21 protein-coding genes are annotated in these 22,190 nt (G+C 47.3%); 12 read left to right on the top strand and 9 right to left on the bottom strand.

Translation table 11 applies throughout. The annotated features are described in order from the left end of the window. Window positions 1–94: 94 nt before the first annotated feature. Complete coding sequence (locus tag ACQ4M5_RS22850; RefSeq protein WP_430677986.1) at window positions 95–1,987, bottom strand: glycoside hydrolase family 2 protein; 1,893 nt, start codon at window positions 1,985–1,987, stop codon at window positions 95–97. A gap of 616 nt (window positions 1,988–2,603) precedes the next feature. Here ACQ4M5_RS22850 and glf point away from each other — a divergent pair. The 6 genes from glf to ACQ4M5_RS22820 all read left to right on the top strand — a co-directional run bounded on the left by glf (window position 2,604) and on the right by ACQ4M5_RS22820 (window position 9,811). Continuing rightward, entirely contained in the window at window positions 2,604–3,803 is a 1,200-nt protein-coding gene (gene glf, locus ACQ4M5_RS22845; protein ID WP_430677985.1) for a UDP-galactopyranose mutase, read from the top strand. A gap of 15 nt (window positions 3,804–3,818) precedes the next feature. Further along, the gene (gene galE / locus ACQ4M5_RS22840) at window positions 3,819–4,847 is read left to right on the top strand and encodes a UDP-glucose 4-epimerase GalE (RefSeq protein ID WP_430677984.1); all 1,029 of its coding nucleotides are present in this window, start codon (window positions 3,819–3,821) and stop codon (window positions 4,845–4,847) included. A 31-nt stretch (window positions 4,848–4,878) separates the two neighbouring features. After that, window positions 4,879–5,979, top strand: coding sequence for a galactose-1-phosphate uridylyltransferase (galT, locus tag ACQ4M5_RS22835; RefSeq protein ID WP_430677983.1), 1,101 nt, complete (start codon window positions 4,879–4,881; stop codon window positions 5,977–5,979). 11 nt (window positions 5,980–5,990) lie between these two features. Further along, window positions 5,991–7,145, top strand: coding sequence for a M24 family metallopeptidase (locus ACQ4M5_RS22830; RefSeq protein WP_430677982.1), 1,155 nt, complete (start codon window positions 5,991–5,993; stop codon window positions 7,143–7,145). 2 nt (window positions 7,146–7,147) lie between these two features. Then, window positions 7,148–8,236 (top strand): galactokinase, encoded by a 1,089-nt coding sequence (gene galK / locus ACQ4M5_RS22825; RefSeq protein ID WP_430677981.1) that lies wholly within the window; start codon window positions 7,148–7,150, stop codon window positions 8,234–8,236. Window positions 8,237–8,332: 96 nt separating this feature from the next. After that, on the top strand, window positions 8,333–9,811 hold the full coding sequence (locus tag ACQ4M5_RS22820) for a mannitol dehydrogenase family protein (protein ID WP_430677980.1): 1,479 nt from the start codon (window positions 8,333–8,335) through the stop codon (window positions 9,809–9,811). A 24-nt stretch (window positions 9,812–9,835) separates the two neighbouring features. Here ACQ4M5_RS22820 and ACQ4M5_RS22815 read toward each other — a convergent pair whose 3' ends face one another. The 4 genes from ACQ4M5_RS22815 to ACQ4M5_RS22800 all read right to left on the bottom strand — a co-directional run bounded on the left by ACQ4M5_RS22815 (window position 9,836) and on the right by ACQ4M5_RS22800 (window position 12,357). Then, on the bottom strand, window positions 9,836–10,726 hold the full coding sequence (locus tag ACQ4M5_RS22815; RefSeq protein WP_430677979.1) for a hypothetical protein: 891 nt from the start codon (window positions 10,724–10,726) through the stop codon (window positions 9,836–9,838). Further along, window positions 10,723–11,091 carry a hypothetical protein gene (locus ACQ4M5_RS22810; RefSeq protein ID WP_430677978.1) on the bottom strand — a complete coding sequence of 123 codons (369 nt, stop codon included), beginning with the start codon at window positions 11,089–11,091 and terminating at the stop codon, window positions 10,723–10,725. The genes ACQ4M5_RS22815 and ACQ4M5_RS22810 overlap by 4 nt, the downstream gene beginning before the upstream one ends. A gap of 61 nt (window positions 11,092–11,152) precedes the next feature. After that, window positions 11,153–11,548 (bottom strand): hypothetical protein, encoded by a 396-nt coding sequence (locus ACQ4M5_RS22805; RefSeq protein ID WP_430677977.1) that lies wholly within the window; start codon window positions 11,546–11,548, stop codon window positions 11,153–11,155. Continuing rightward, window positions 11,545–12,357: a hypothetical protein gene (locus ACQ4M5_RS22800; RefSeq protein WP_430677976.1), complete on the bottom strand. Its 813-nt coding sequence runs from the start codon at window positions 12,355–12,357 to the stop codon at window positions 11,545–11,547. Before ACQ4M5_RS22800 ends, ACQ4M5_RS22805 begins: the two co-directional genes overlap by 4 nt. Before the next feature lie 204 nt (window positions 12,358–12,561). On the opposite strand from ACQ4M5_RS22800, the gene ACQ4M5_RS22795 reads away from it, so the two are divergent. After that, window positions 12,562–12,999 (top strand): dTDP-4-dehydrorhamnose 3,5-epimerase, encoded by a 438-nt coding sequence (locus ACQ4M5_RS22795; protein WP_430677975.1) that lies wholly within the window; start codon window positions 12,562–12,564, stop codon window positions 12,997–12,999. Window positions 13,000–13,062: 63 nt separating this feature from the next. Beyond that, window positions 13,063–13,710 carry a response regulator transcription factor gene (locus ACQ4M5_RS22790; RefSeq protein WP_430677974.1) on the top strand — a complete coding sequence of 216 codons (648 nt, stop codon included), beginning with the start codon at window positions 13,063–13,065 and terminating at the stop codon, window positions 13,708–13,710. Between the two features lies 1 nt (window position 13,711). On the opposite strand, the gene ACQ4M5_RS22785 is transcribed toward ACQ4M5_RS22790, so the two are convergent. After that, window positions 13,712–14,194, bottom strand: coding sequence for an N-acetyltransferase family protein (locus ACQ4M5_RS22785; RefSeq protein WP_430677973.1), 483 nt, complete (start codon window positions 14,192–14,194; stop codon window positions 13,712–13,714). Then, on the bottom strand, window positions 14,191–14,523 hold the full coding sequence (gene cutA, locus ACQ4M5_RS22780; RefSeq protein ID WP_430677972.1) for a divalent-cation tolerance protein CutA: 333 nt from the start codon (window positions 14,521–14,523) through the stop codon (window positions 14,191–14,193). The genes ACQ4M5_RS22785 and cutA overlap by 4 nt, the downstream gene beginning before the upstream one ends. Window positions 14,524–14,568: 45 nt before the next feature. Here cutA and ACQ4M5_RS22775 point away from each other — a divergent pair, with 45 nt between their 5' ends. The 4 genes from ACQ4M5_RS22775 to ACQ4M5_RS22760 all read left to right on the top strand — a co-directional run bounded on the left by ACQ4M5_RS22775 (window position 14,569) and on the right by ACQ4M5_RS22760 (window position 19,333). Further along, the gene (locus ACQ4M5_RS22775) at window positions 14,569–15,243 is read left to right on the top strand and encodes a DUF2834 domain-containing protein (protein ID WP_430677971.1); all 675 of its coding nucleotides are present in this window, start codon (window positions 14,569–14,571) and stop codon (window positions 15,241–15,243) included. Next, window positions 15,240–15,920 (top strand): 4'-phosphopantetheinyl transferase family protein, encoded by a 681-nt coding sequence (locus tag ACQ4M5_RS22770; protein WP_430677970.1) that lies wholly within the window; start codon window positions 15,240–15,242, stop codon window positions 15,918–15,920. Before ACQ4M5_RS22775 ends, ACQ4M5_RS22770 begins: the two co-directional genes overlap by 4 nt. 294 nt (window positions 15,921–16,214) lie before the next feature. After that, entirely contained in the window at window positions 16,215–16,436 is a 222-nt protein-coding gene (locus ACQ4M5_RS22765; RefSeq protein WP_430677969.1) for a Rieske 2Fe-2S domain-containing protein, read from the top strand. A 14-nt stretch (window positions 16,437–16,450) separates the two neighbouring features. Beyond that, window positions 16,451–19,333 carry a PAS domain-containing protein gene (locus ACQ4M5_RS22760; RefSeq protein ID WP_430677968.1) on the top strand — a complete coding sequence of 961 codons (2,883 nt, stop codon included), beginning with the start codon at window positions 16,451–16,453 and terminating at the stop codon, window positions 19,331–19,333. Window positions 19,334–19,531: 198 nt separating this feature from the next. On the opposite strand, the gene ACQ4M5_RS22755 is transcribed toward ACQ4M5_RS22760, so the two are convergent. Together ACQ4M5_RS22755 and ACQ4M5_RS22750 are read right to left on the bottom strand one after the other, a co-directional pair. Beyond that, window positions 19,532–20,512, bottom strand: coding sequence for a 2-dehydropantoate 2-reductase (locus ACQ4M5_RS22755; protein WP_430677967.1), 981 nt, complete (start codon window positions 20,510–20,512; stop codon window positions 19,532–19,534). 14 nt (window positions 20,513–20,526) lie between these two features. Continuing rightward, window positions 20,527–22,044: an acyl--CoA ligase gene (locus ACQ4M5_RS22750; RefSeq protein WP_430677966.1), complete on the bottom strand. Its 1,518-nt coding sequence runs from the start codon at window positions 22,042–22,044 to the stop codon at window positions 20,527–20,529. Window positions 22,045–22,190 lie beyond the last annotated feature (146 nt).

The raw sequence follows: 22,190 nt of genomic DNA, 5'->3' as shown, positions 1-22,190 counted from the left end.
AAATAAGTACGGCTATATCAGGCAGAAAAATACCCCGCTGCTGCAATACAAGAACTGCAAACAACGAGGTATTCTTCAGATCGCTTAATCGACTCTAACTTTGCCAAGAACCACTGCAATGGGGTGCAATCTCACACTCTAGAAGTAGGCTGCCTTCTTCCTTGCCCAATGTGGCACAAGCGATCGCGGCAAAATCAAATTTAGGAGTGCGATCGGCGTAAAGCAAACCGTTTGCTTCCTGGAAAGTGTCCGTTAACTGCGTATAGCAGAAGCCGCTGAACATTTCGACCCGATTCACAGCACTCAGGAGACTATAGTATCGCTGTTGCAGATCGCAAACATCTGAAGTGCGATCGTATCCCCAAGCTCGATCGGCAATTTTGTCGGTTGGTTTTGTGTAAGCGATGCCACCAAACTCAGTGAGCATGATCGGCTGTCCTTGGTGCGGATAGCCATCAAGGGTGAGAATTCGTCCACCAGGTCGCTGGTTCTGGAAAAGATCCGAAAGCTTCACTTCAGGACCGTAGCGTTTTGCTAGTTGTTGAGGCTGAGTGTCATAGTCGTGAATCGCGAGAATGTCCGTAGTCGTACTTTCCCAACCATCATTACCAATCACCGGACGAGTCGGATCAAGGGTTTTCGTCAGATAGTAAAGCGTTTGAACATAGTGCCGATGAGCAGGCGTTTCTGCAAGGTTTGGCACACCCCAAGATTCATTAAACGGAACCCAGGCAATAATACACGGATGACTACTATCTCGATCGAGCACTTCCATCCATTCTTTGGTGATTCGCTCCACGGCTTTTCGAGTAAATCGATAAGCACTGGGCATCTCTTCCCACACTAATAAGCCCATCACATCCGCCCAGTAGAGAAAGCGGGGATCTTCGATTTTTTGGTGCTTACGAACGCCATTGAAGCCCATTTTCTTCGTGAGTTCGATGTCAAGGCGCAGAGCTTCATCTGAAGGCGGAGTCATCAAGGATTCAGTCCAATAACCTTGATCCAGCACAAGCCGCAGATAGTAGGGATGACCGTTTAGCATGAAGCGATCGCGCTGAATACTCGCTGTTCGCATCGCAGTGTAGGACTTGACTTCATCGATCAAGACACCGTTTTGCCAAAGCTGAACATGAGCATCAATCAATGTTGGTTTCTCAGGACTCCATAACAAAGCATTGCGATAGTCATCAATGCCAGGATCAGACAGGGCAATGCGGCGATTGATCGCGTCGTCCACAACTTCGTACATATCATTGACGAGTAAGCGATCGCCAACCGTTAAGCGCACTTTGATATAGAGGTCGTCAGAGCTTTTTCCGGCGGTGACAGCTTCAAATCCAATTTCCCAACGCTCAAAATGCGGTGTCCAGCGAATCTTCTCAATGTAAGTTTCCGGGACACATTCAAGCCAGACAGTCTGCCAAATTCCGCTCGTGCGAGGATACCAGATACTATGCGACTCTGTTAGCCAGTCTTGTTTTCCTCTAGGCTTTGCTAAATCTTGCGGATCATCTTGTGCCCAAACTGTAACGTGTTGCGTGGTTTCCGCGTTCAGCGTATGAGTAATGTCGAAACTAAACGGAGTGTGACCGCCTTCGTGATTGCCCACAAATTGACCATTGACCCAAACCGAAGCGTGATAATCGACTGCGCCAAAGTGGAGTATGACTCGTTGACGATCGCAGGGCACTTCAAATTCTCGTTCATACCAACAGTGGGGATGAAAGTCAGTGTCACCAATGCCGCTCCGCTCTGACTCAGGCGCAAAGGGAACCTCGATCGTGTGTGTCCAATCAGAAACATCCGCAGGCTGATTCCAGTCTCCTTGATTGTTAAAAGAGAATTTCCAAGAACCGTTTAGATTAGTCCATTGCGATCGCTGAAGCTGTGGGCGAGGATACCCTGTTTCAAGTTGACGACACAGAGCGACCGGGTGAGAAACGGAATGAGCGGTACTATCGAGGCTTTTACCGAGTAGTTTCATGGGAAAAGGACTCCTTGGATTCGGAGAGGGGGAGGTCAGTGCTTCAATCTGTTGGATCAGCAAAGTAAAACGCTAACACGAAAATTAATACTATCAATAGAACTTTTATTTCTTTAGAGATGATTGTTTTGATACTGATAATTCAAAAACAATATCTAGCTAATTTCAGGGCTAAAGGTTTTTTCTAATGAAAGCAATGTATTTTTAGTGACAGATTTTTTCGAGATTTAGAATCGCTCCTACGTATATTTTAGCTCAGATTAATCATTCTTATGGTAGAGGAAATCTGATTTATAAATAGTATTCTTTTCCGTTGCTGAAAGTTTCATAGAGCGTCTCGCTTAAGCGGGTTTATGGTTCTGTGCGTTAATTCCATCTCTTTAGATAGAAGTAACAAAGCGATGGTGTCACTATGCTTACTTGCAATACTGCTGCGGCACTAGAATATTGTTTCTGATAGCAGAAAATATAGGGCAATGCGCTCAGTTTGAGTGAATAAAGTAGCAACAATAAATGAACAGGTACGAAGTTAGCAGAAGTTATTTCTCCCAACTCGTCCTAGACAGTCATGGTTTAACAGATTGACGTAGTTATTTTGAACCTTGGAGAACTTTCAATGTTTGATTACTTGATTGTGGGTGCTGGCTTTGCAGGAAGTGTGATTGCAGAACGGCTGGCAAGTCAGGCTGGAAAAAAAGTGCTGATCTGCGATCGCAGAAGTCACATTGGCGGCAATGCTTACGATCATTACAACGATGCTGGAATCTTAGTTCACCGCTATGGTCCTCACATCTTCCACACCAATTCCCGCGATGTCTTTGATTACTTATCAAACTTCACGCCCTGGCGACCTTATGAGCATCGGGTTCTAGCAAGTGTGGACGGTTTGCAGGTTCCGATTCCAATCAATTTGGATACGATCAACAAGCTTTACGGGCTAAACCTCACATCGTTTCAGGTTGAAGAATTTTTTGCATCCGTCGCTGAACCAAAAGACTATATTCGCACCTCTGAAGATGTTGTAGTAAGCAAAGTGGGTCGCGAACTGTATGAAAAATTCTTCCGCAACTATACGCGCAAACAATGGGGAATGGACCCGTCTGAGCTAGATAAGTCGGTGACAGCACGAGTTCCGACCCGCACCAATCGCGACGATCGCTATTTCACAGATACCTATCAAGCAATGCCGCTGCATGGGTTTACTCGCATGTTCGAGAAGATGTTGGCGCACCCGAACATTAAGGTGATGCTGAATGTTGATTATCGTGAAATTCAGAAAGTGATCCCGTACCGCGAGATCGTTTACACCGGACCTGTGGATGAGTTCTTCGATTATCGCTTTGGTAAATTGCCGTATCGATCGCTGGAATTTAAGCATGAAACGCATGATAAGACTGTGTTCCAATCTGCTCCAGTCGTGAACTATCCGAACGAACACGCTTACACTCGCGTCACAGAGTTTAAGTATCTAACCGGACAAGAGCATTCAAAAACCAGCATTGTCTACGAGCTACCTCAAGCAGAAGGCGATCCTTACTATCCAGTCCCACGTCCTGAGAACGCTGAAATCTACAAGAAATACAAAGCGATCGCAGATGCAACTCCCGGTGTTCATTTCGTCGGACGGTTAGCAACTTACAAGTACTACAACATGGATCAGGTTGTTGCTCAGGCACTCGCGACCTATGCGAAACTCGTTGAGCGTCCGACTTGGCATCCTGAAGAAATTCGCTCTGTTGCTCCTAAAGCGATCGCGCCAGATCAGGACTTTTCAATCAGTCAAAAGAATGGCGGAAAATCACTATCTTCAACCTAAACAGAGGAGCATCTTGTGTCATCTCAGCAAACGATTCTAGTCACAGGTGGAGCAGGTTACATTGGCTCCCATGCTGTTTTAGCTTTGCAGCAAGCAGGCTATCGCGTTGTAGTGTTAGATAATTTATCCAACGGGCATCGAGAGTTTGTCGAGCAAACCTTGAACGTGCCGCTGATTGTGGGAGACACCAACGATCGCGCTTTACTTGATGATATTTTTTCTAAAAATGCGATCGCGGCTGTTATGCACTTTGCAGCAAACATTGAAGTCGGAGAATCTGTTAGCAATCCTGCTAAGTACTATCGAAACAATGTTGCTGGAACATTAACGCTACTTGAGGCAATGGTCGCTGCATCGATCGAGCATTTTGTCTTCTCTTCTACTTGTGCGCTTTACGGAGTTCCTCAGTTTGTGCCGATCACTGAAGATCATCCACAAGCTCCGATTAGTCCGTATGCCACAACCAAGTGGATGGTGGAAAAGATTCTGCAAGATTTTGATGCTGCTTATCATCTCAAGTCCGTTTCTTTCCGTTACTTTAATGCTTCCGGTGCAGATCCCGATGGACGTTTGGGCGAAGATCATCATCCTGAAAGTCATCTGATTCCGCTGATTTTACTCACTGCTCTGGGACAAAGAGATTCAATCTCAATCTTAGGCACTGACTACCCAACACCGGACGGAACTTGTATTCGAGACTATATTCACGTGAGCGATCTTGCTCAAGCACACGTCTTAGGATTGCAGTATCTACTTGAAGGCGGCGATCGCAATGTCTTTAACTTAGGCAATGGGAACGGGTTCTCAGTGCGAGAAGTGATTGAAACAGCCCGTCAAGTCACAGGCAAACCGTTTCAAGTCGTAGAACGCGATCGTCGTCCGGGTGATCCGCCGATTCTCGTTGGCAGTAGTGAAAAAGCGCGTCGAGTGCTGAACTGGCAGCCTCAATATGCGGATCTACACGCGATTTTGAATCACGCTTGGCAGTGGCATCAAAAACGTCATGCTCGATCGAGAGAGGCACAACCGACTCCCGTTCGGTAAATTTGAGAAATAACAGTCGATGGATCAGAGTATGTATTCCCGAACGCTGCTGAAACCGGATGGGCGCAAACTGACGCTTTATAGTCGAAATGCGATCGATGACAATATCATTGCTCCTAGCCCCAGTGATGAGCCAGTTCAGGCAAGTCCTTATCTGCGGTGGCATCCGTTACGCGGCGAGTGGGTCTGCTATGCCAGCCATCGACAAGGGCGAACGTTTATGCCGCCTCCAGAGTACAATCCGCTCGCGCCCACTCGTGATCCTGAGTTTCCGACCGAGCTACCGCAAGGAAACTATGAGGTTGCTGTCTTTGAGAATCGGTTTCCTTCGATGAGTCCGATCGCGAAGACAGCACCGCATGAAATTGTTGAAACACTTCCAGCGAATGGAGCCTGTGAAGTGGTTGTATTTGCTCAAGATCCGAATGAATCGCTGGGATCACTTACACTAGAGCATCTTGAATTACTGATCCAAGTCTGGAGCGATCGTACTCGCGTTCTCGGTGAAGTTCCACAGATCCAGTATGTTCTCCCGTTCGAGAATAAAGGGGTCGAAGTGGGTGTTACCTTGCATCACCCGCATGGACAAATTTATGCTTATCCGTTTGTTCCACCTGTTCCGGCTCGAATGGGTGAACAACAGAAAACATACTATCAACAGCATCAACGGGGACTATTGCAAGATTTAATTCAACAAGAAATCACAGAGCAAAAACGGATTTTGTATCAAGATGAAACTGCGATCGCATTTGTTCCGGTTTGCGCCCGCTATCCTTACGAAGTTTGGGTTGCTCCCATTGATCCAGTTGCCACGTTTGTTGATCTGACACCTGCTCAACGTCAAGGACTTGCTAAAGCGCTGAAAACGGTAACGCTGAAATTCGATGGTTTGTGGCAGCGATCGTTTCCTTATCTAATGGCATGGTATCAAGCTCCCATTGATGATCAACCCCATCCAGAATGGCATCTTCACGCTGAGTTCTATCCACCTTACCGCACCGCTGAACGGCTCAAATATCTGGCAGGAACAGAACTAGCAGCAGGAATGTTCGCAAATGATGCACTACCTGAAGAAAAAGCCAAAGAACTCCAAGCGGTTGTCGTGCAAGTTGAAGATAAGCTGACAGTTTAGGACTCAGGACGATGAACACATCGATGCAATCTAGAACTCAGCAAGCATCCAACCCTCAACGCATTGCAGAGATTGATCAAAAACTAGAGTGGATGCGTGATGCCTTGCACGAAACGAATGCGGCTGGCTTGCGATTGCGGGGAATTGATTGGTTTGCTTGGGCAACAGCAGGCGGATCGAACATGGTGCTACTGGCTGCCGAAACAGGCGTTGCTGAAGTGCTGGTCACTTTAGATGGTGCGTGGATTCTTACAGATGAAATCGAAGCTCAACGACTTCAGGACGAAGAACTCCCGATCGATTCTCCGTATCAATGGGCGATCTATCCTTGGGCAAAGACTGAAGATTGCGAATCCTTTGTCCGACAAGCGACTCAAGAAGGAAAAGTAATCAGCGATCGACCCGCACCGAATGAAGGTCAGGCAGAAACTTCACTGCCTCAGCAGTTACTCGATCGTAAACAAACGCTTTTATCGAGTGAAATCGATCGCTATCGTCAAGTTGGACGGCTTGCAAGTGAAGCAATGACTGAGGTGCTATCTCAAGCTCGTCCTGATTGGACAGAAGTTCAACTTGCGGGAGCGGGAGCCGCTGCACTCTGGACTCGCGGACTTCAACCTGCGTTAACTTTGGCGGCTGGACAAGACCGCTTACCTAAGTATCGCCACACATTGCCGAAACAAGTTGAGATTGGTCGGTGTGCGATGCTCGTTTTTTGTGCTCGTGGGTTTGGTTTGTATGCAAACCTCACTCGTTTTGTTTACTTCGATCGACTGACAGAATCAGAAGCGACATTACATCGTCAAGTTCGAGAAATTGAAGCCGCTGCGTTAGATCAATGCCGAGTTCAAACGCCTCTGAATCAGGTCTACCAGACGTTACAACGCGCTTACGAACATCAAGGCTATCCAGCAGCGATTCAAGAACATCACCAAGGTGGCACGACTGGATATCTATCGCGTGAAGCGATCGTAACGCCCGCATTGCACGATCGCTTACAAGCAAACATGGCGATGGCATGGAATCCCAGTTTATCTGGCGCTAAAATTGAGGATACCTTTTTGCTCCACGAAGACGATCGCCTTGAAAATCTCACGCTTGATTCAACTTGGAAAACCATCGAAGTAAACGGACGACAGCGCCCCCTTCCTCTAGAACGAATTTAACAATGACGACAGGAATTTCAACAAGCTTTACTCAGATTTTTAATGCTGCTCCTGCGACTCAAGCGAGTGCACCTGGGCGAGTAAATTTACTCGGCGAACACACCGATTACAATGATGGGTTTGTGCTACCGACCGCAATTCCGCAGCAAACTACGATCGAACTTGGACTTAGCCCGAATCACCAGCATCATTTTTATTCTCAAGAACTATCCGAACAAGTCAGTTTATCTCCTGGTGATTCAATTCCGTCAGGATTTGGTAGCTATGTTCTTGGCTGTATTCGCGCATTGGAGGAACAAAGCATCGAAATCCCTCCGCTCAATGTATTTGTAACTTCTTCTGTTCCAATTGGATCAGGCTTGTCGAGTAGTGCCGCTCTAGAAGTGGCAATGCTGCGTGGATTGCGATCGCTACTCAATCTCGATCTCGATGATGTTCAAATTGCTCAACTTGGTCAGTATGCCGAACGCCATTTTGCTCACGTTCAATGCGGCATCATGGATCAGATGGCATCGAGTTTAGCGGACTCTAATCATCTTTTGTTTCTAGATACGCGCACCCTTGAACGTGAACTATTACCTTTTCCAGAAGAATCTAGCTTTGTCGTGATTGATAGCGGAATTCCTCGCACTTTAGCAGGCAGCGGCTACAATCAACGTCGCTCAGAATGTGAGGAAGCAGCCCGATTGCTTGGAGTGACTGCCTTGCGAGATGTGGAAGATATTAATGCGATCGCAGAATTACCCAGTCCTTTAAAGGAACGGGCGCGTCATGTGATTACAGAGAATAATCGGGTTTTAGAAGCGCATCGTGGTGTGTCTGCACAGCAATTTGGACAATTGATGAATGCGTCCCATGCTAGTCTACGAGATGATTATGAGGTATCTGTTCCGGGGTTAGATCACTTAGTTGCAATGTTACAAGAAACTCCAGGGATACTCGGAGCGCGGTTGACAGGTGCGGGATTTGGTGGGGCTTGTGTGGCGTTAATCGATCGCAGTGGAACGTTCCAAGAGACTGCAATTCAAGACGTGTTAAAGCGCTACCAAGAAGCAGGATACAACGGAAGAATTTTAGTCGAGGCTGAATAAAAACTACGATCGCATTACCAATTATTTACTCTGGGATGAGTTCAATAATTTGCTTGATAATAGAGATGTTTCCAAAAAACATCCTCCTTCAGGTCTATGACTTCCCCAAACCTACCTATCAAGCTGAACAATTTAGCTTTATCTGATCTATCCAAAGTTGTTCAAGTTCCTCGGTACGATCGCAATCATCTCAAGAATGGCTTTGTTCATATTGGTGTAGGGGGATTTCATCGATCGCATCAAGCGTTATATCTGGATAACTATCTTCATCAAACGTCTGATTTTCGTTGGGGAATTTGTGGAATTGGACTACTCCCGCAAGACCGCTCGATGCGAGACGCGCTACTATCTCAGGACAATCTTTATACCTTAGTCGAACGCTCTCCCAATGCAGATCACGCCCGAATTATTGGAGCCATCGATCGCTATTTATTTGCACCCGAAGATCCCCAATCTGTGATTGCAGCACTAGCCTCTCCTGACTGTCATATCGTCACACTGACTATTACGGAAGGCGGATATTACTACAACGAAAGCAATGGCGAGATTGAAATCGAACACCCCACGATTCAACATGACTTACAGCATCCAGAGGAGCCGATCGGAACCTATGGATTTTTAGCAGCAGCACTCGATCAACGTCGGAAGCAAGGACTTGCACCTTTCACCGTTCAATCCTGCGACAACTTGCAAGGTAACGGCAACATTACCCGCAAGATGTTAACTGCTTTTGCAGAACTCCACGATCCAGCACTTGCTCGATGGCTTTCAGACTATGGTGCTTTCCCGAATAGCATGGTTGATCGCATTACTCCCGCAACAACGGAAAGCGATCGCGCTTTAGTAGCAACTCAATTTGGAATCAAAGACGATTTCCCAGTCATCGCAGAACCTTTTATCCAATGGGTGATTGAAGATCAGTTTTCTGCTGGTAGACCTGATTTAGAAAAAGTCGGGGTTCAATTCACCAACGATGTTCACCCTTATGAATTGATTAAAATTCGATTGCTGAATGCAAGTCACGTGCTTATCGGCTATCTAGGGACACTACTCGGCTATACCTATGTTCATGAAGTGATGGCAGATCCTCAGTGCCGACAAGCAGTGATGGCATTGATGGAAGAAGTTACCCCAACCCTGCAAGCTGTCGAAGGGATCAATCTAGCAGAGTACAAAAAAACGCTGATCGAGCGATTTGAAAATCCGATCATTCGCGATCGCGTTTCTCGTCTCTGCTTTAATGGCTCTGCCAAGACTCCCAAATTTATACTGGGTACATTGCGCGACAAGCTAGACCAAGACGGATCGATCGATTATCTGTGTCTTACGATCGCGGCTTGGTTCCGATGCCTGATGGGACAGGATGATCAGGGACACGCGATCGGGATTGATGATCCGTTAGCTGATGTCCTTGTCGATCGAGCAAAGAACGCTCCGGTTGATTTACGTCCTTTGTTAAGCTTGAATGCAGTGTTTGGCAATGATTTATCCCAAGACTCACGGTTTGTCGAAACTACAACCAAGATTTTGCAGCAGCTTTCTACTATTGGAGTCAGAGCAACGTTAATGTCTTGATAGTTTTGTTTAAGCGTTACGAGATTAATTGTTATTTCGACTAACTCGAATTCCTTCTTGATCGGATGGTTTTGGCGATCGAGCAATTTGCTGATGGGTCTGAATTGCTTCATAGATGGCATCTTGCCGTCGCGCTTGATCTCGTTTGATGCTGGAATAGTTGTTGCCAAGTCCAGGAGCATCCCATTGATTCGTGCGTGGATTGATATAGGAATAAGTCCGGGCTTGCAGCACTGCTTCCGACCCGCTTAATCCTTGTGCGTAAGCTTCTCGAAGTCGATCGATATATCCGCCTTGATCTAGTGCAGCTAATGGTGCTTGATTCGCAAGATCAATTCCATTCAATTGTTCTACCAGTCCCAAGCTCAATCCAACCGATCGCGCCGATTGTTCGATCGCTTCGTACTGTCCACGCAGACGAGCCAATTGACGACGATCTGCTTCATCTGGCGAATTTGCTCCATGTTGGTAAGAGAAGCTACCCATGTTCCACACGCCATTACCGGGATCAGTGTGTCCATAGTACGCCCAAGTTTTGCCACCGTCGGGGGTGCGAGTTCCTTCTGCACTTCCGACTGCTCTGGCAACTAAGGAATCAGAACCTCCGTCGAATAATTCATCGGGAGCCATTGCGACTAAACGATCGTTATTTGGGCGATCGTTGTTCACTAAAGGTCGGGAAACAACGGGAGCAGAAGCAAGTTGTTCATTAGATTCGGGTTCAAATAGAACGGCAGCGGGCGACTGAATCGGTTTGTCCACAGTTGGCGGAGTTGGATTGTCGATCGCTTTTGGTGCAGATTGAGCAGCGGAAGCGTTCGGGTTAAAGTTCAAAAGTCCTTGAGCTTGTGCCGATCGAACTCCACTGAGCGAGAGTACGATCGCGCTCATCATCAGAGAAACAATCTTTTTCATCGGGGCTTTAAGGTACGTTGCAGTAAGCTTTTATCGGGTTCAACCAGTGCCCAACTGTTATTGGATTGTTTGAGCAGCGTGGCAAATTGCAGGAGTCGTCCGGTCGCGATTTTTTCTCCTTCGCTTAAGGCTCCAAGCTTGGGTTTTTCTAGTCCACACAGGCGGAAGAGATAACCGGGAGTATCTGCACCAGAGAAGTACACACACCCTCGTTTATCCGCATAAACGGTTCCGTCTGATGGAGCATAAACCGCTCTGCCCTCAAGCGCGATCGAGATATCTCCAAGTCCTCCAACGACTTTTGCTCCAGCAATGTCATCTCCAGGTTTTAGTTGCCATTCTTGATAGAGCTTAGGTTCTGGCATGATGTTCTCAGCGTGTTGTGGAGAAGAACAGCCAGACAGTAGCAATAAGATGAATCCGAATTTAGCGAATCCAGAAGCGATAGCCCTGGTATTGATTGCTCTCATACGAAACGACAAGATAGGTTTGAGAAGTGGCTTTCTCCAGCGCATCGGCAGCAACGCGATACACTTCGCGATCGGTCGGTGTTCCGGTTCGCAGCGAAGTTTTTGGCAGGACACAGTAAGGCTCTTTCAATAGTTTGCGAACGGCTTCTTTTGAGTTTCCAATTTCAACTTGAATGAGTTTGGCAATGTCTTCTTTGGAAGTCGATTGTTGCGATCGCACTGATCCCTGACATTCTAAAGAGGCTTCTTTGCTACCAAATGAGGGAAGTCCCATCGCTTGAAAGAAAATACCAAGCGCGAGAATTCCTGCAACTCCCGCCAATAGCTGATTGGAGTTGAGTTTTTCAATCATAATTTGCCTCCTACGAACAGTCCTAATGTTATTAATAACAATCGATAGATTCCTGCTCGATTCGCTTGCGGAATGAACACTGCCGCATAAGCCGCTAATAGGGCGGGAACAAACATCAAGAGAATCACAGGGAATTTCAAGATTGGAATCAAAATTACGAGATAGCTCAGTCCCACTCGTAGTCCAGCAGCAGCTAGTATCCAGAGCGCAGCATCAATGACAAGGGCGGAATTTTGCTCAGGCAGTTTTAACAATCGCTGCACGATCGGGTAAGTCGATTTCCGACGGCGAGAACGCATTACAGGACTGTTCGTGGTTGGACGGGAGGGCATAGCGGGCTGCGGTGGATTCACTGCGGTCTGAACAGGACGGGGAGGTTCGAGCGGCAATCGCACATTCGTGGAGGTCGATCGCGCTGTGTCTTGTTCCTGCATTTTCTCGACGGTGACTTTGAGTTCGTCGATCGCTTGCCAAGTTGCATTCAATTGCTCGTTAAATTGAGTCAGAACAGCTTCAATGGATGGAGTGGCTTCCCAGGTCAGTTTGACTCGCGTAGAGGCGGATTGATTGGGTGTTTTGTTCGTCGCTTGGCGCTTTGTGGTGGGCGCTTTCTCAGTTTTCGTTGTGCGGCGTTTTTTTGTGGTGGGCGCATCGGTGTTAGACTCAACGAGCGATTCACTGCGGGTCGGATCAGCGATCGACTGATTCGCGATCGACTTCTCCGCGCCCAACTTCGTAGTCTGCCGTTTGATGCTCGGCTGAGTCTGGGTAATCCGAGTAGATTGGCTTTCTGTTTTCACTTCTGTCATCGCGGCTCCTGGGGCAAGTGAATCTCTCTAGTACGATAGTACTATATATAGTATTAGTGTGCTAGTCGTCAGAAGTCAACCGTATCAATTAAATTCATTTTGAGAAAATTCGCTTTATCACAAAACGGCACACTTTTGTCGTGATAAGTACAAAAAATTAATTTTCTGTCGCTTACAGTGGGAAAAAAGTGACGGAGAACTGTCATGGGTTTAAAAACACAGGTTGAAATTTTTCCACTCGAATCGATCAAGGGCGGAATGGCAGAGTTTTACACGCCGCAATCGAGTCATGAAACGATTTTGGTAAATCTTCCCGCAGGCACGATCGATGATTTGTTTGTGCATCGGACTCAGACTGATCAGTTGCTCGTCGTGCGGGGAAGCTTTGTGTTAGTAGTATTACAAAATCGTAAGTATCAATACATTCCATTAAGCGAGGATCAGCCGCAAGTGGTCAAAATTCCGCCCGGAGTGCCGCACGGTGCAATCAATTTCAGCGGTTCGCCTTGTGTCTTGGTCAATGCGGTGTTGCGTCACAGTCCACCGATCGATCGAGATTATCGTCCATTGCGCTGCCCGATCCCCTACGATATGGATAAGGCTGCTCAACTTCAACACATTCACCGTCCGAGCCTCGCTTAACAAATTATTTTTAATCTTCACGATGCCGTCGATAATTGGCAGATAGCCATTCCCCTGTGTTTCATGCCTCTCACAATTCTCGTCGCAGAAGATGACTTAGGAACTCGCCTCTCGATCAGCGACTATCTGGAATGCTGTGGATATTCCGTGGTGTCAGCAGAAAATGGGAAAGATGCGATCGCGCTGCTCGAAACGCATCAGCCGCATTTGATCGTGACGGATGTTTCGATGCCGATGATGGATGGGTACGAGTTGGTGCGGCAAGTCCGCCGTAGACCTGCACTGCGATTGTTGCCGATCGTGTTTTTGACGGGGCGGACAGATACGGGCGATCGGGTTCGGGGATATCAGCTTGGGTGTGATGTTTATTTGGCGAAACCGTTTGAATTGCCTGAATTGGGCGCGGTCGTGCGGAACTTACTCGATCGCAGTCAAATGATTGAAACGAGTTGGCGATCGAGGCAGGATTTTGAAACGGCAGAGGTCGAGCGGGAAAGAACGGGTTCGGATTTGAAGATTACTTTTACCGATCGCGAAAGAGAAGTATTAGCGCTGTTGAGTGATGGATTGTCAAATAACCAAATTGGCGATCGACTTCATCTCAGTTCGCGCACTGTGGAGAAGCACGTTAGTAGTTTGCTGCGGAAAACTGAAACGAGCAATCGAGCCGAACTGGTGCGGTTTGCAATGGAGCATCATTTGGTCGTGTAATTCAAACTTTGCGACCCAAGATAATGACATCTCGATCGACATCCCACGATCGCGCAACCTGCGGCAAATAGCCCCATTGCTCGAATCCGAATTTTCTTAGTAGAGCGACACTGGGCGCATTTTCCGCAAACGCGATCGCAAGTAAAGTATGAATTTCGAGCTTCGGGCATTGTTCGATCGCATGAGATAACAAGGCTTGTCCGACTCCTTGCCGTTGAAACTGAGGAGAGACATATAAGCTAATTTCGGCAGTCGATCGATAAGCTGCTCGTCCGTAGAACATTCGCAAGCCGAACCATCCCGCGATCTGATCTTCGCGCTCTAATACCCAGAGAGGGTACTGTTCCGAATGACTGTGAAACCAAGCTAAACGGCTTTCGACCGTGACAGGTTCAACATCAGCAGTAATAATTTTTGTGGCAACCGCGTGATTGTAGATTTCAACGATCGCGCTTAGGTCGGATTCGAGGGCAGTTCGGATCATTGTGGCGTGACTTGTTGAGACATCCAATGGAGATACGATTGCGACCCTGCCACGATTGGAAGCGCGATGATTTCGGGAACTTCGTAGGAATGGAGATCGCGGATTTTGGCTTCGAGATCAGGAAAGCGATCGAGGTCGGATTTGATGATTAATTGCCATTCTTCGGACTGTTCAAGTTGGTCTTGCCAAGTGTAAATTGACTGAATCGGAAAGAGTGTGACGCAAGCTGCTAACTTTGAAGTGACCAGCGATCGAGCAATCATTTCTGCCTCGATTTTGGAAGCTGCTGTCACCAGAATTACGCCGTATCGTGGATTGTCCTCAGTCATTGCGCGATTACAATAAAGCCATTGATTTCAGTTTATCGCGACATCATGAGCAAAAAAATTCTGTTGGCACTCGTTTGGATTGGATTTGTCGGGTATGCGTTTACGCTGGCTCCACCCGATCGACCAGAGACGTTCGAGCTAATTAAGAATTTATCAACGCTGAATGTTGAAGGAATTAATCCGCTGATCGTCGCGCTGTTTAACATCATGGGCGTGTTGCCGATGGCTTATGCTTGCATCACGTTTTTGGATGGTCGATCGCAGAAAATTCCTGCTTGGTTTTTTACGCTGTTTTCGTTTGGTGTAGGAGTATTTTCGCTGTTGCCGTATCTGATTTTTCGTCAACCTGCTCCAACCTTTACGGGACAGAAGAACTGGTTTTTGAGAGTGCTCGATTCGAGAATTACGGGAGCCGCGATCGCGCTGGGTGGAATCGGTTTATTTATCTATGGCGTAACGAATGGCGATTGGAGTAACTTTGTCCAACAGTGGCAAACGAGCCGATTCATTCATGTGATGAGTTTGGATTTCTGTTTGTTGTGTGCGCTGTTTCCAGTTCTGTTGCAGGACGATATGAAACGACGTGGAGTAGAAGATTCGCAAGTGTTCAAGATTCTGTCATTTATTCCATTCTTTGGAGCATTGATTTATCTGGTCTTGCGTCCGCCAACAATCGAACAATCAACCGCAGTTTCGCCTTCGCAAGTTCCCGCGACATGAACTGGCAGCACCCTCCAGAGAAATTAGAATTAGGCGCGAATGATGTTCACGTTTGGCAAGTGAACTTAGATGCAATAGCAGTCTCGATCGAGCTTTTATCGATAGATGAACAAGCAAGAGCGAATCGATTTAAGTTCGAGCAACATCGGCGGCGATTTATTGCAGGGCGAGGATTTCTGCGATCGCAACTTGCGAAGTACCTGAACACTGATCCAACGAGTCTAAAGTTTGACTATGGAACACATGGAAAGCCATTTTTGAAAGACTCATCGATTCAGTTCAACTTGGCGCATTCAGAGCATTTAGCATTGTTGGCGGTGAGTCTCGATCGAGCCATTGGAATCGATATTGAACCCATTCGAGCGGTTGAACAATTAGAGGCGTTAGTCGCTCGATTTTTTCTACCTTCGGAAGCTCGAACGATTCAAGCACAGCCAGAATTATTTTTTCAGTATTGGACGTGCAAAGAAGCATTTCTAAAAGCAACTGGAACTGGACTATCAAAACTCAAGGAAGTGGAGATCGATCGAACACAGTTGAAAAAGATTCCGGTTGAAGCGCGATCGCAACAATGGCAACTTCAGGAGATTTCTATCAATGATAAATTTGCGGGTGCGATCGTAGTAGAACGTAATTGTCCTACGCTTAATCTCAGCTACTTTTTAGAGGATGTTTGAGAAGGACAAAAGGCGGCTTTGCTGCGTTGCGAGTCCACCCGGAAATGAATCTCCGGGCTAATGGAGGCAACCCCGCTGAAGCGGGCTAAGAGCGTCATACGGAGTTCTTTAGCCCAGTTTAGTGGGCTTCCCCCGATTAGCCCGGAGATTCATTTCCGGGCGGGTAAATGCGATGAACGATTGCTTTTCAAACACCCTCTTAGGATGAACATGATTGATACAGTGTTGTTGAATGATTGGTATCCGGTTGCTCGATCGAGCGAGATTTAAGCCGGAACTGTTCGATCGATTCGATTGTTCGATACTGATTTAGTCCTATGGCGCGGCGACAATACTGCGGTGATGGCGTGGCTTGATCGATATCCGCATCGCAGTGTAAAACTCTCGGCTGGAACTGTTGAAGCAGATACTTTGGTCTGTCCCTATTCATGGAACTGTCCATCGATCGCAAAGTTATTTCTTAGGGTAGAGGGTAATTCTTCCTATTTTGATCTAGTCTCAAATACGCCTCTCTAACCCAGAATACCAACGTGCTGCCTTCGCCAGAAATCACCGAAGCAACGGTTCGCATTACTGAAGCCTTATCGCAGCGTCCTGTAAGACAGCCCGATTTTGAGGCGGAGAATCGTGCCCTGCAAATTCTTGCCCAACAACTGGCAGGAGATACTCGATCGCTGCTCAAAACTTTGACGACGCTGGCACTCGATCTCTGTCAGGCGGATACAGTTGGCGTAAGCTTTCTAGAATCTTCTCAAGCAGATGAACAGAGCTATCGCTGGATCGCAATCTCAGGAACGCTCTCTCAGTACGAAGGCAACACTGTTCCTGCTGATAATCCTTGTGCAACCACGCTACAAGCTCGACAGCCTCAACTCTACTGCCATCCCGAACGCTATTTCGACTATCTCAAGCCGATCGATGTTTCGATCGCTGAACTGTTACTGATTCCCTTATATGCAGATCAGCAACCCTTGGGAACGATTTGGCTCGTGACACACGATCCCGATCGACATTTTGATGCTGAAGATCAGCGAATCATGACTAATCTTTCTGGGTTTCTGGGTGCAGCGTTGGCAAACTTGAGAGCGCGGCAACTTGCTGAAGAACAATTACAGCAAAAACAAGTTGCACAAGCTGAGATTAACAAAGTCGCTCAACGTGCGATCGATATTCTTGAAAGCACCACGGATTGTTTTGTTGCTCTTGACCAAGATTGGCGGATTACCTATGTGAATCAAACTACAGCCAGATTGAACAATCTTTCACCTGAAGAAATGATTGGTAAAACACACTGGGAAATGTGGTCTTGGTCGGTAGGAACGATTGTGGAACAGAACTATCGGCAAGCGGTTGCAACTCAAACTCCAGTGCATTTTGAAGTGCTGTATGAACCCTTAACGCTGTGGTTGGAGATTCATGCGTATCCGTCGAGCGATGGCTTGAATCTTTTCTTTCGCGATATTAGCGATCGTAAAACTGCTGAAGCGACTCTCAATCAACAAGTTGCGGAAATCAAAGCAATCTACAATACGGCTCCGATTGGACTAGCTGTATTAGATCCCGATTTGCGCTTTGTTCGGCTGAATCAATACCTTGCAGAAATTAACGGATTGCCTGTAGAGGCTCACATCGGGCGAACCGTTCGTGAGGTTGTCCCCGATTTGGCAGATAACGTAGAACCGCTCTTTCGTCATGTGTTAGAGACTGGAGAGCCGCTCTTAAATCTGGAAATTAGCGGTGAAACGATTGCACAACCAGGAGTGACGCGGACTTGGCTTGAAAACTGGTTTCCGTTGAGACATACCACAGGAGAAATTATTGGAATCAATGCAGTCGTACAGGAGATTACCACCCGAAAGCAATCTGAATCCAAGCTGAGCGAAAATGAAGAACGATTGCGGCTTGCGCTAGTTGCTGCGAATCAAGGCTTGTATGACTTGAATGTGCAAACGGGAGATACGATCGTGTCTCCCGAATATGCTCAAATGCTGGGTTACGATCCGGCAACGTTTCGAGAAACGAATGTGGCATGGCGCGCTCGACTCCATCCCGATGACGCGAAAAGAGTGAGTCAAGTCTATATCAGTTACGTTTCAGGTAAAACGAGTGATTACCGGGTTGAATTTCGCCAGCGCACCAAGTCGGGCGATTGGAAATGGATTCTCTCACTCGGCAAGATTGTTGCTTGGGATAGTGAAGGGCAACCGTTAAGAATGCTCGGAACCCATACGGATATTGACGATCGAAAAGCCGCTGAAGCTGAACGTGAACAGCTTTTATTGCGAGAACAAGCTGCCCGCGAAGAAGCAGAAAAAGCGAATCGAATCAAAGACGAATTTCTTGCTGTGCTGTCTCACGAACTGAGAACACCACTGAATCCAATTCTCGGTTGGATTCGACTCTTGCAAACTGGAAGACTCGATGCGGCTCGAATGCAAAGCGCTTTTAGTACGATCGAGCGCAATGCTCAACTGCAAACGCAATTAATTGACGATTTGCTAGATGTGTCGCGAATTCTCAGAGGTAAGCTGAAACTTGATGCGGCTCCGGTGAACTTAGAAACTGTGATCAACTCTGCGATCGACACCGTTCAACTTGCAGCCGAAGCGAAATCAATTCAGATTGAGACAACACTAGAGCCGATTGGAACTGTGATCGGTGATGCTGGACGAATACAGCAAATCATTTGGAATTTGCTTACGAATGCGGTGAAGTTCACACCCAATCAGGGACGAGTGACTGTTCGTTTAACCACGATCGAGAATGATGCTCAGATTCAAGTGATTGATACTGGAAAAGGCATTCGCGCTGAATTTCTGCCACAGGTATTTGAGCGATTTCAGCAAGCGGATTCTTCTACGACTCGGCAGTTTGGTGGATTGGGATTAGGTTTAGCGATCGCTCGTCAATTGGTCGAGTTACATGGCGGTACAATCACCGCAGATAGTTCTGGAGAAGGACAAGGCGCAACTTTTACGGTTCGATTCCCTTTGAATCAATCGGCTCAAACAGTAGCCCCCTTGATTGGTCTTCCTGAACAATCTATCTCGCTCAAAGACAAGCAGATTCTAGTCGTCGATGATGAGAAAGATGCGCGTGAGCTAGTCCAGTTCATTTTGGAACAAGAAGGCGCGATCGTAACTTGTGCCGCATCCGCGATCGAGGTTCTGCAAATTCTCAAAGCTAAAACCATTGATCTGTTAGTCAGCGATATTGGGATGCCCGATTGTGATGGCTATGAATTGTTAAAGCAAATTCGCTCTCAAGGGAAGAACTTTCCTGTGATTGCTCTTACAGCGTATGCAGGTGAACTGAATCAAACGAGATCGCGTCAAGCTGGATTCGCCAATCATTTAACGAAACCGTTTGATCCGCGATCGCTGATTGATTCTGTCTCAGCTTGTCTTTGCTAAGAGGGTGTTTGAGAAGTAATCGTTTATCGCATTCACCCGCCCGGAAATGAATCTCCGGGCTAATCAGGGGAAGCCCACTAAACTGGGCTAAGAACTCCGAATTGCGCTCCCAGCCCGCTTCAGCGGGGTTTCCTCCATTAGCCCGGAGATTTATTTCCGGGCGGACTGGCAACGCAGCAAAGCCGCTTTTTATACTTTTCAAACACCCTCTAAGGTTTGCTCTAGTAACTTCGTCGCAGCATAAATCGCATCAATATGTGGAGTGGGAATCTGTGTTAATCGTCCCAATTCCGCCACTGATCCGACGATCGCATCTACTTCTGTCGATCGACCCGCTTCAATGTCCTGCAACATCGAAGTTTTGTGAGCGCCAACCTTTTCTGCTCCATCAATTCGCTGTTCTAGCGTAATGCCAAATTCAATTCCGAGATGATGTGCGATCGCTTGAGCTTCGAGCATCATTTGACGAGCTAAATCGCGGGTTAGTGGATTTTGACAAATCTCGACTAATGTTGCACGAGTTAATGCACTAATCGGATTGAATGCCAAATTTCCCCAAAGCTTGACCCAAATCTCAGTGCGAATCTGAGTCCGAATCGGGGCTTTGAATCCGGCTTGCTTGAGCACTTGAGCGAGAGACTGTAACCGATCGCTCTTACTGCCATCGATTTCTCCAAGCGTAAAGCGATCGCCTTCGATCTGTTGAATCACACCGGGTTGAACAATCTCCGCTGCTGGATAAACGACCGTTCCAATTACGCGATCGGCTCCAATATTCGCTTCGACAATTCCCTCTGGATCAACCGCTTGAATGCAAGTCCCTTCGTAAGCTCCGCCCTGTTTGCGAAAGTACCACCAAGGAATGCCATTCTGAGCCGTCATCACCATTGTTTCTGAGTGGTACAGCTTCGGAAGTAGGGGTGCGATCGCTGGAACACTCTGCGCTTTTAATGCAAGAATCACCACATCTTGCGGCTCTACTACATCAAAATCATCCGTTGCCAGCGTCGGAGTTGCAACCTGAATCGAACCATCTGCCATGATCAACTTTAAGCCGTGTTGTTGAATCGCTTTGAGATGGTTTCCGCGAGCGATTAATGTGACTTGTTCGCCCGCGATCGCTAGTTTGGCTCCGAGAAATCCCCCGATCGCGCCTGCTCCAACAATGCAAATTTTCATAACATCAATCCCGATTAAGCTTCAATTTTAAGCAGTTTCGCCATCGCTAACCGCTGGAGTTTGCCCGTTGCACCCCGTGGAAGCTGATCGAGAATGTGAATCTGATTGGGCACTTTGAAGTCACTCAAGCTTTCCGCGCAATGTCCCTTCAATTCTTTCTCAGTTACATCCCCTTTCAGTACCACTGCTGCATGAATGTCTTCTCCAAGCGATTTATGCGGCACAGCAAACGCTAATGCTTCCGCGACCGCAGGATGACGCAGTAGAATATCATCCACTTCTAAGGGCGAGATCTTTTCACCACCACGATTGATTAGTTCTTTGATTCGACCTGTTAATCGCAAGTAACCATCCTCATCGATCGTGCCTTGATCCCCAGTCCGAAACCATCCCTCCACAAACGCGGTCGCATTCGCAGTCGGATTGTTCTCATAGCCATCAATCACATTTGCACCTTTAACGACCACTTCACCGAGTGAGCCTTGAGGTAACAAAGTTCCCGCTTCATCCATGATGCCAACTGCAACTCCATACCCAATTCCAACGGTTCCCGGTTTGCGAACTTTGGGAGGTAAGGGATTCGTACTCATCAAGTGAGCCGCTTCAGTCATGCTGTAAGACTCGACCACTGGAGCATTCAAGGTTGCTTCTAACTGTTCAATGATCACCGGAGGCAAGGACGCACTACTCGATCGAATAAATCGAAACGGATTTGCTTTGACAATCTCCGAATTGCGGCTTGCACGAGCCAAAATCATCTGGTGCATGGTTGGCGCAGCAGAATACCAAGTCGGACGAAAGCGATCGACGAGTTGCCAAAACTCCAGCGCATTAAAGCCATTCGGACAAACTAAGGTTCCGCCCGAAGCTAAGGTCGATAGTAGACATCCCACTAAGCCATGAATGTGAAACAACGGCATCAAACAGAGCGTTGTATCTTCGGAGGTGAGTTGATAGGCTTCAATGATGTTTCGAGCCGAAGCAATTAGATTGCGATGTCGAATCGGAACTCGTTTCGGGCGGCTGGTCGTCCCGCTCGTGTGCAGAATCATTGCAATATCATCCTCGGTCGGTGAGGATGAAGTGATTGGAGTTGCTTCTCCTCGTATTAGTTCAAAGTTTAGCGTTCCATCTGGTTGTACGATCGCTTGAATCAATTGCATCTCCGGAGGAGCAGCCGCGATTGCCTCCGGCAACAGCGAAGCTCCCGCTTCTTCAACGGTATCTGGCAAAGTAATTAATGCTTTCGCTTGTGTGTCTTCGTAGTAGAAAGCGAATTCTTCGGTTTTGTACTTTGGATTGAGTGGGGCAGCCGTCGCGCACAAGGTCGCCGCAAGGAAAGTTAAGACCATTGCAGAACTGTTTGGCATTGCGATCGCAATTCGATCTCCAGACTGTAAGCCGAATTGCTGCAACTGGCTGACTAGGTGGTTGAGATTGTCTCTGAGTTGTTGATGCGTGAGAGTTGCCCGATCGGGGGCAACTAACGCAGGTCGATCGTTCTCTCCGGTAAGCAGATCAAAGATATTCATGGAATCAGTAAGGTGAGGTTGATCAAACTTTAGCGCTTCGAGTGTGTTCAGGATCTTTTGTTGATGATGAAATGTCGCTGCGATTCAGTCCGCCCGGAGGTAAACGCTCCGGGCTAATGGGAGAAAGGAGGCTGAAGCCCCCTAAG

The sequence above is a fragment of the Leptolyngbya sp. AN10 genome, assembly GCF_050565645.1.
GTDB lineage: Bacteria > Cyanobacteriota > Cyanobacteriia > Leptolyngbyales > Leptolyngbyaceae > Leptolyngbya.
Note: the sequence above shows the minus strand (reverse complement) of the source record. Positions and strands in the feature narration are given on the sequence as shown.

What these genes read in the sequence shown, in the direction of transcription:
- galT (WP_430677983.1), top strand. Translation starts at nt 4,879, where the DNA reads ATGTATTCCCGAACGCTGCTGAAACCGGATGGGCGCAAACTGACGCTT.
- galK (WP_430677981.1), top strand. Translation starts at nt 7,148, where the DNA reads ATGACGACAGGAATTTCAACAAGCTTTACTCAGATTTTTAATGCTGCT.
- ACQ4M5_RS22815 (WP_430677979.1), bottom strand. Translation starts at nt 10,726, where the DNA reads ATGAAAAAGATTGTTTCTCTGATGATGAGCGCGATCGTACTCTCGCTC.
- ACQ4M5_RS22820 (WP_430677980.1), top strand. Translation starts at nt 8,333, where the DNA reads ATGACTTCCCCAAACCTACCTATCAAGCTGAACAATTTAGCTTTATCT.
- ACQ4M5_RS22755 (WP_430677967.1), bottom strand. Translation starts at nt 20,512, where the DNA reads ATGAAAATTTGCATTGTTGGAGCAGGCGCGATCGGGGGATTTCTCGGA.
- ACQ4M5_RS22790 (WP_430677974.1), top strand. Translation starts at nt 13,063, where the DNA reads ATGCCTCTCACAATTCTCGTCGCAGAAGATGACTTAGGAACTCGCCTC.
- glf (WP_430677985.1), top strand. Translation starts at nt 2,604, where the DNA reads ATGTTTGATTACTTGATTGTGGGTGCTGGCTTTGCAGGAAGTGTGATT.
- ACQ4M5_RS22850 (WP_430677986.1), bottom strand. Translation starts at nt 1,987, where the DNA reads ATGAAACTACTCGGTAAAAGCCTCGATAGTACCGCTCATTCCGTTTCT.
- ACQ4M5_RS22830 (WP_430677982.1), top strand. Translation starts at nt 5,991, where the DNA reads ATGAACACATCGATGCAATCTAGAACTCAGCAAGCATCCAACCCTCAA.
- ACQ4M5_RS22770 (WP_430677970.1), top strand. Translation starts at nt 15,240, where the DNA reads ATGAACTGGCAGCACCCTCCAGAGAAATTAGAATTAGGCGCGAATGAT.
- ACQ4M5_RS22800 (WP_430677976.1), bottom strand. Translation starts at nt 12,357, where the DNA reads ATGACAGAAGTGAAAACAGAAAGCCAATCTACTCGGATTACCCAGACT.
- ACQ4M5_RS22810 (WP_430677978.1), bottom strand. Translation starts at nt 11,091, where the DNA reads ATGCCAGAACCTAAGCTCTATCAAGAATGGCAACTAAAACCTGGAGAT.
- ACQ4M5_RS22795 (WP_430677975.1), top strand. Translation starts at nt 12,562, where the DNA reads ATGGGTTTAAAAACACAGGTTGAAATTTTTCCACTCGAATCGATCAAG.
- cutA (WP_430677972.1), bottom strand. Translation starts at nt 14,523, where the DNA reads ATGACTGAGGACAATCCACGATACGGCGTAATTCTGGTGACAGCAGCT.
- ACQ4M5_RS22805 (WP_430677977.1), bottom strand. Translation starts at nt 11,548, where the DNA reads ATGATTGAAAAACTCAACTCCAATCAGCTATTGGCGGGAGTTGCAGGA.
- ACQ4M5_RS22750 (WP_430677966.1), bottom strand. Translation starts at nt 22,044, where the DNA reads ATGAATATCTTTGATCTGCTTACCGGAGAGAACGATCGACCTGCGTTA.
- ACQ4M5_RS22785 (WP_430677973.1), bottom strand. Translation starts at nt 14,194, where the DNA reads ATGATCCGAACTGCCCTCGAATCCGACCTAAGCGCGATCGTTGAAATC.
- ACQ4M5_RS22775 (WP_430677971.1), top strand. Translation starts at nt 14,569, where the DNA reads ATGAGCAAAAAAATTCTGTTGGCACTCGTTTGGATTGGATTTGTCGGG.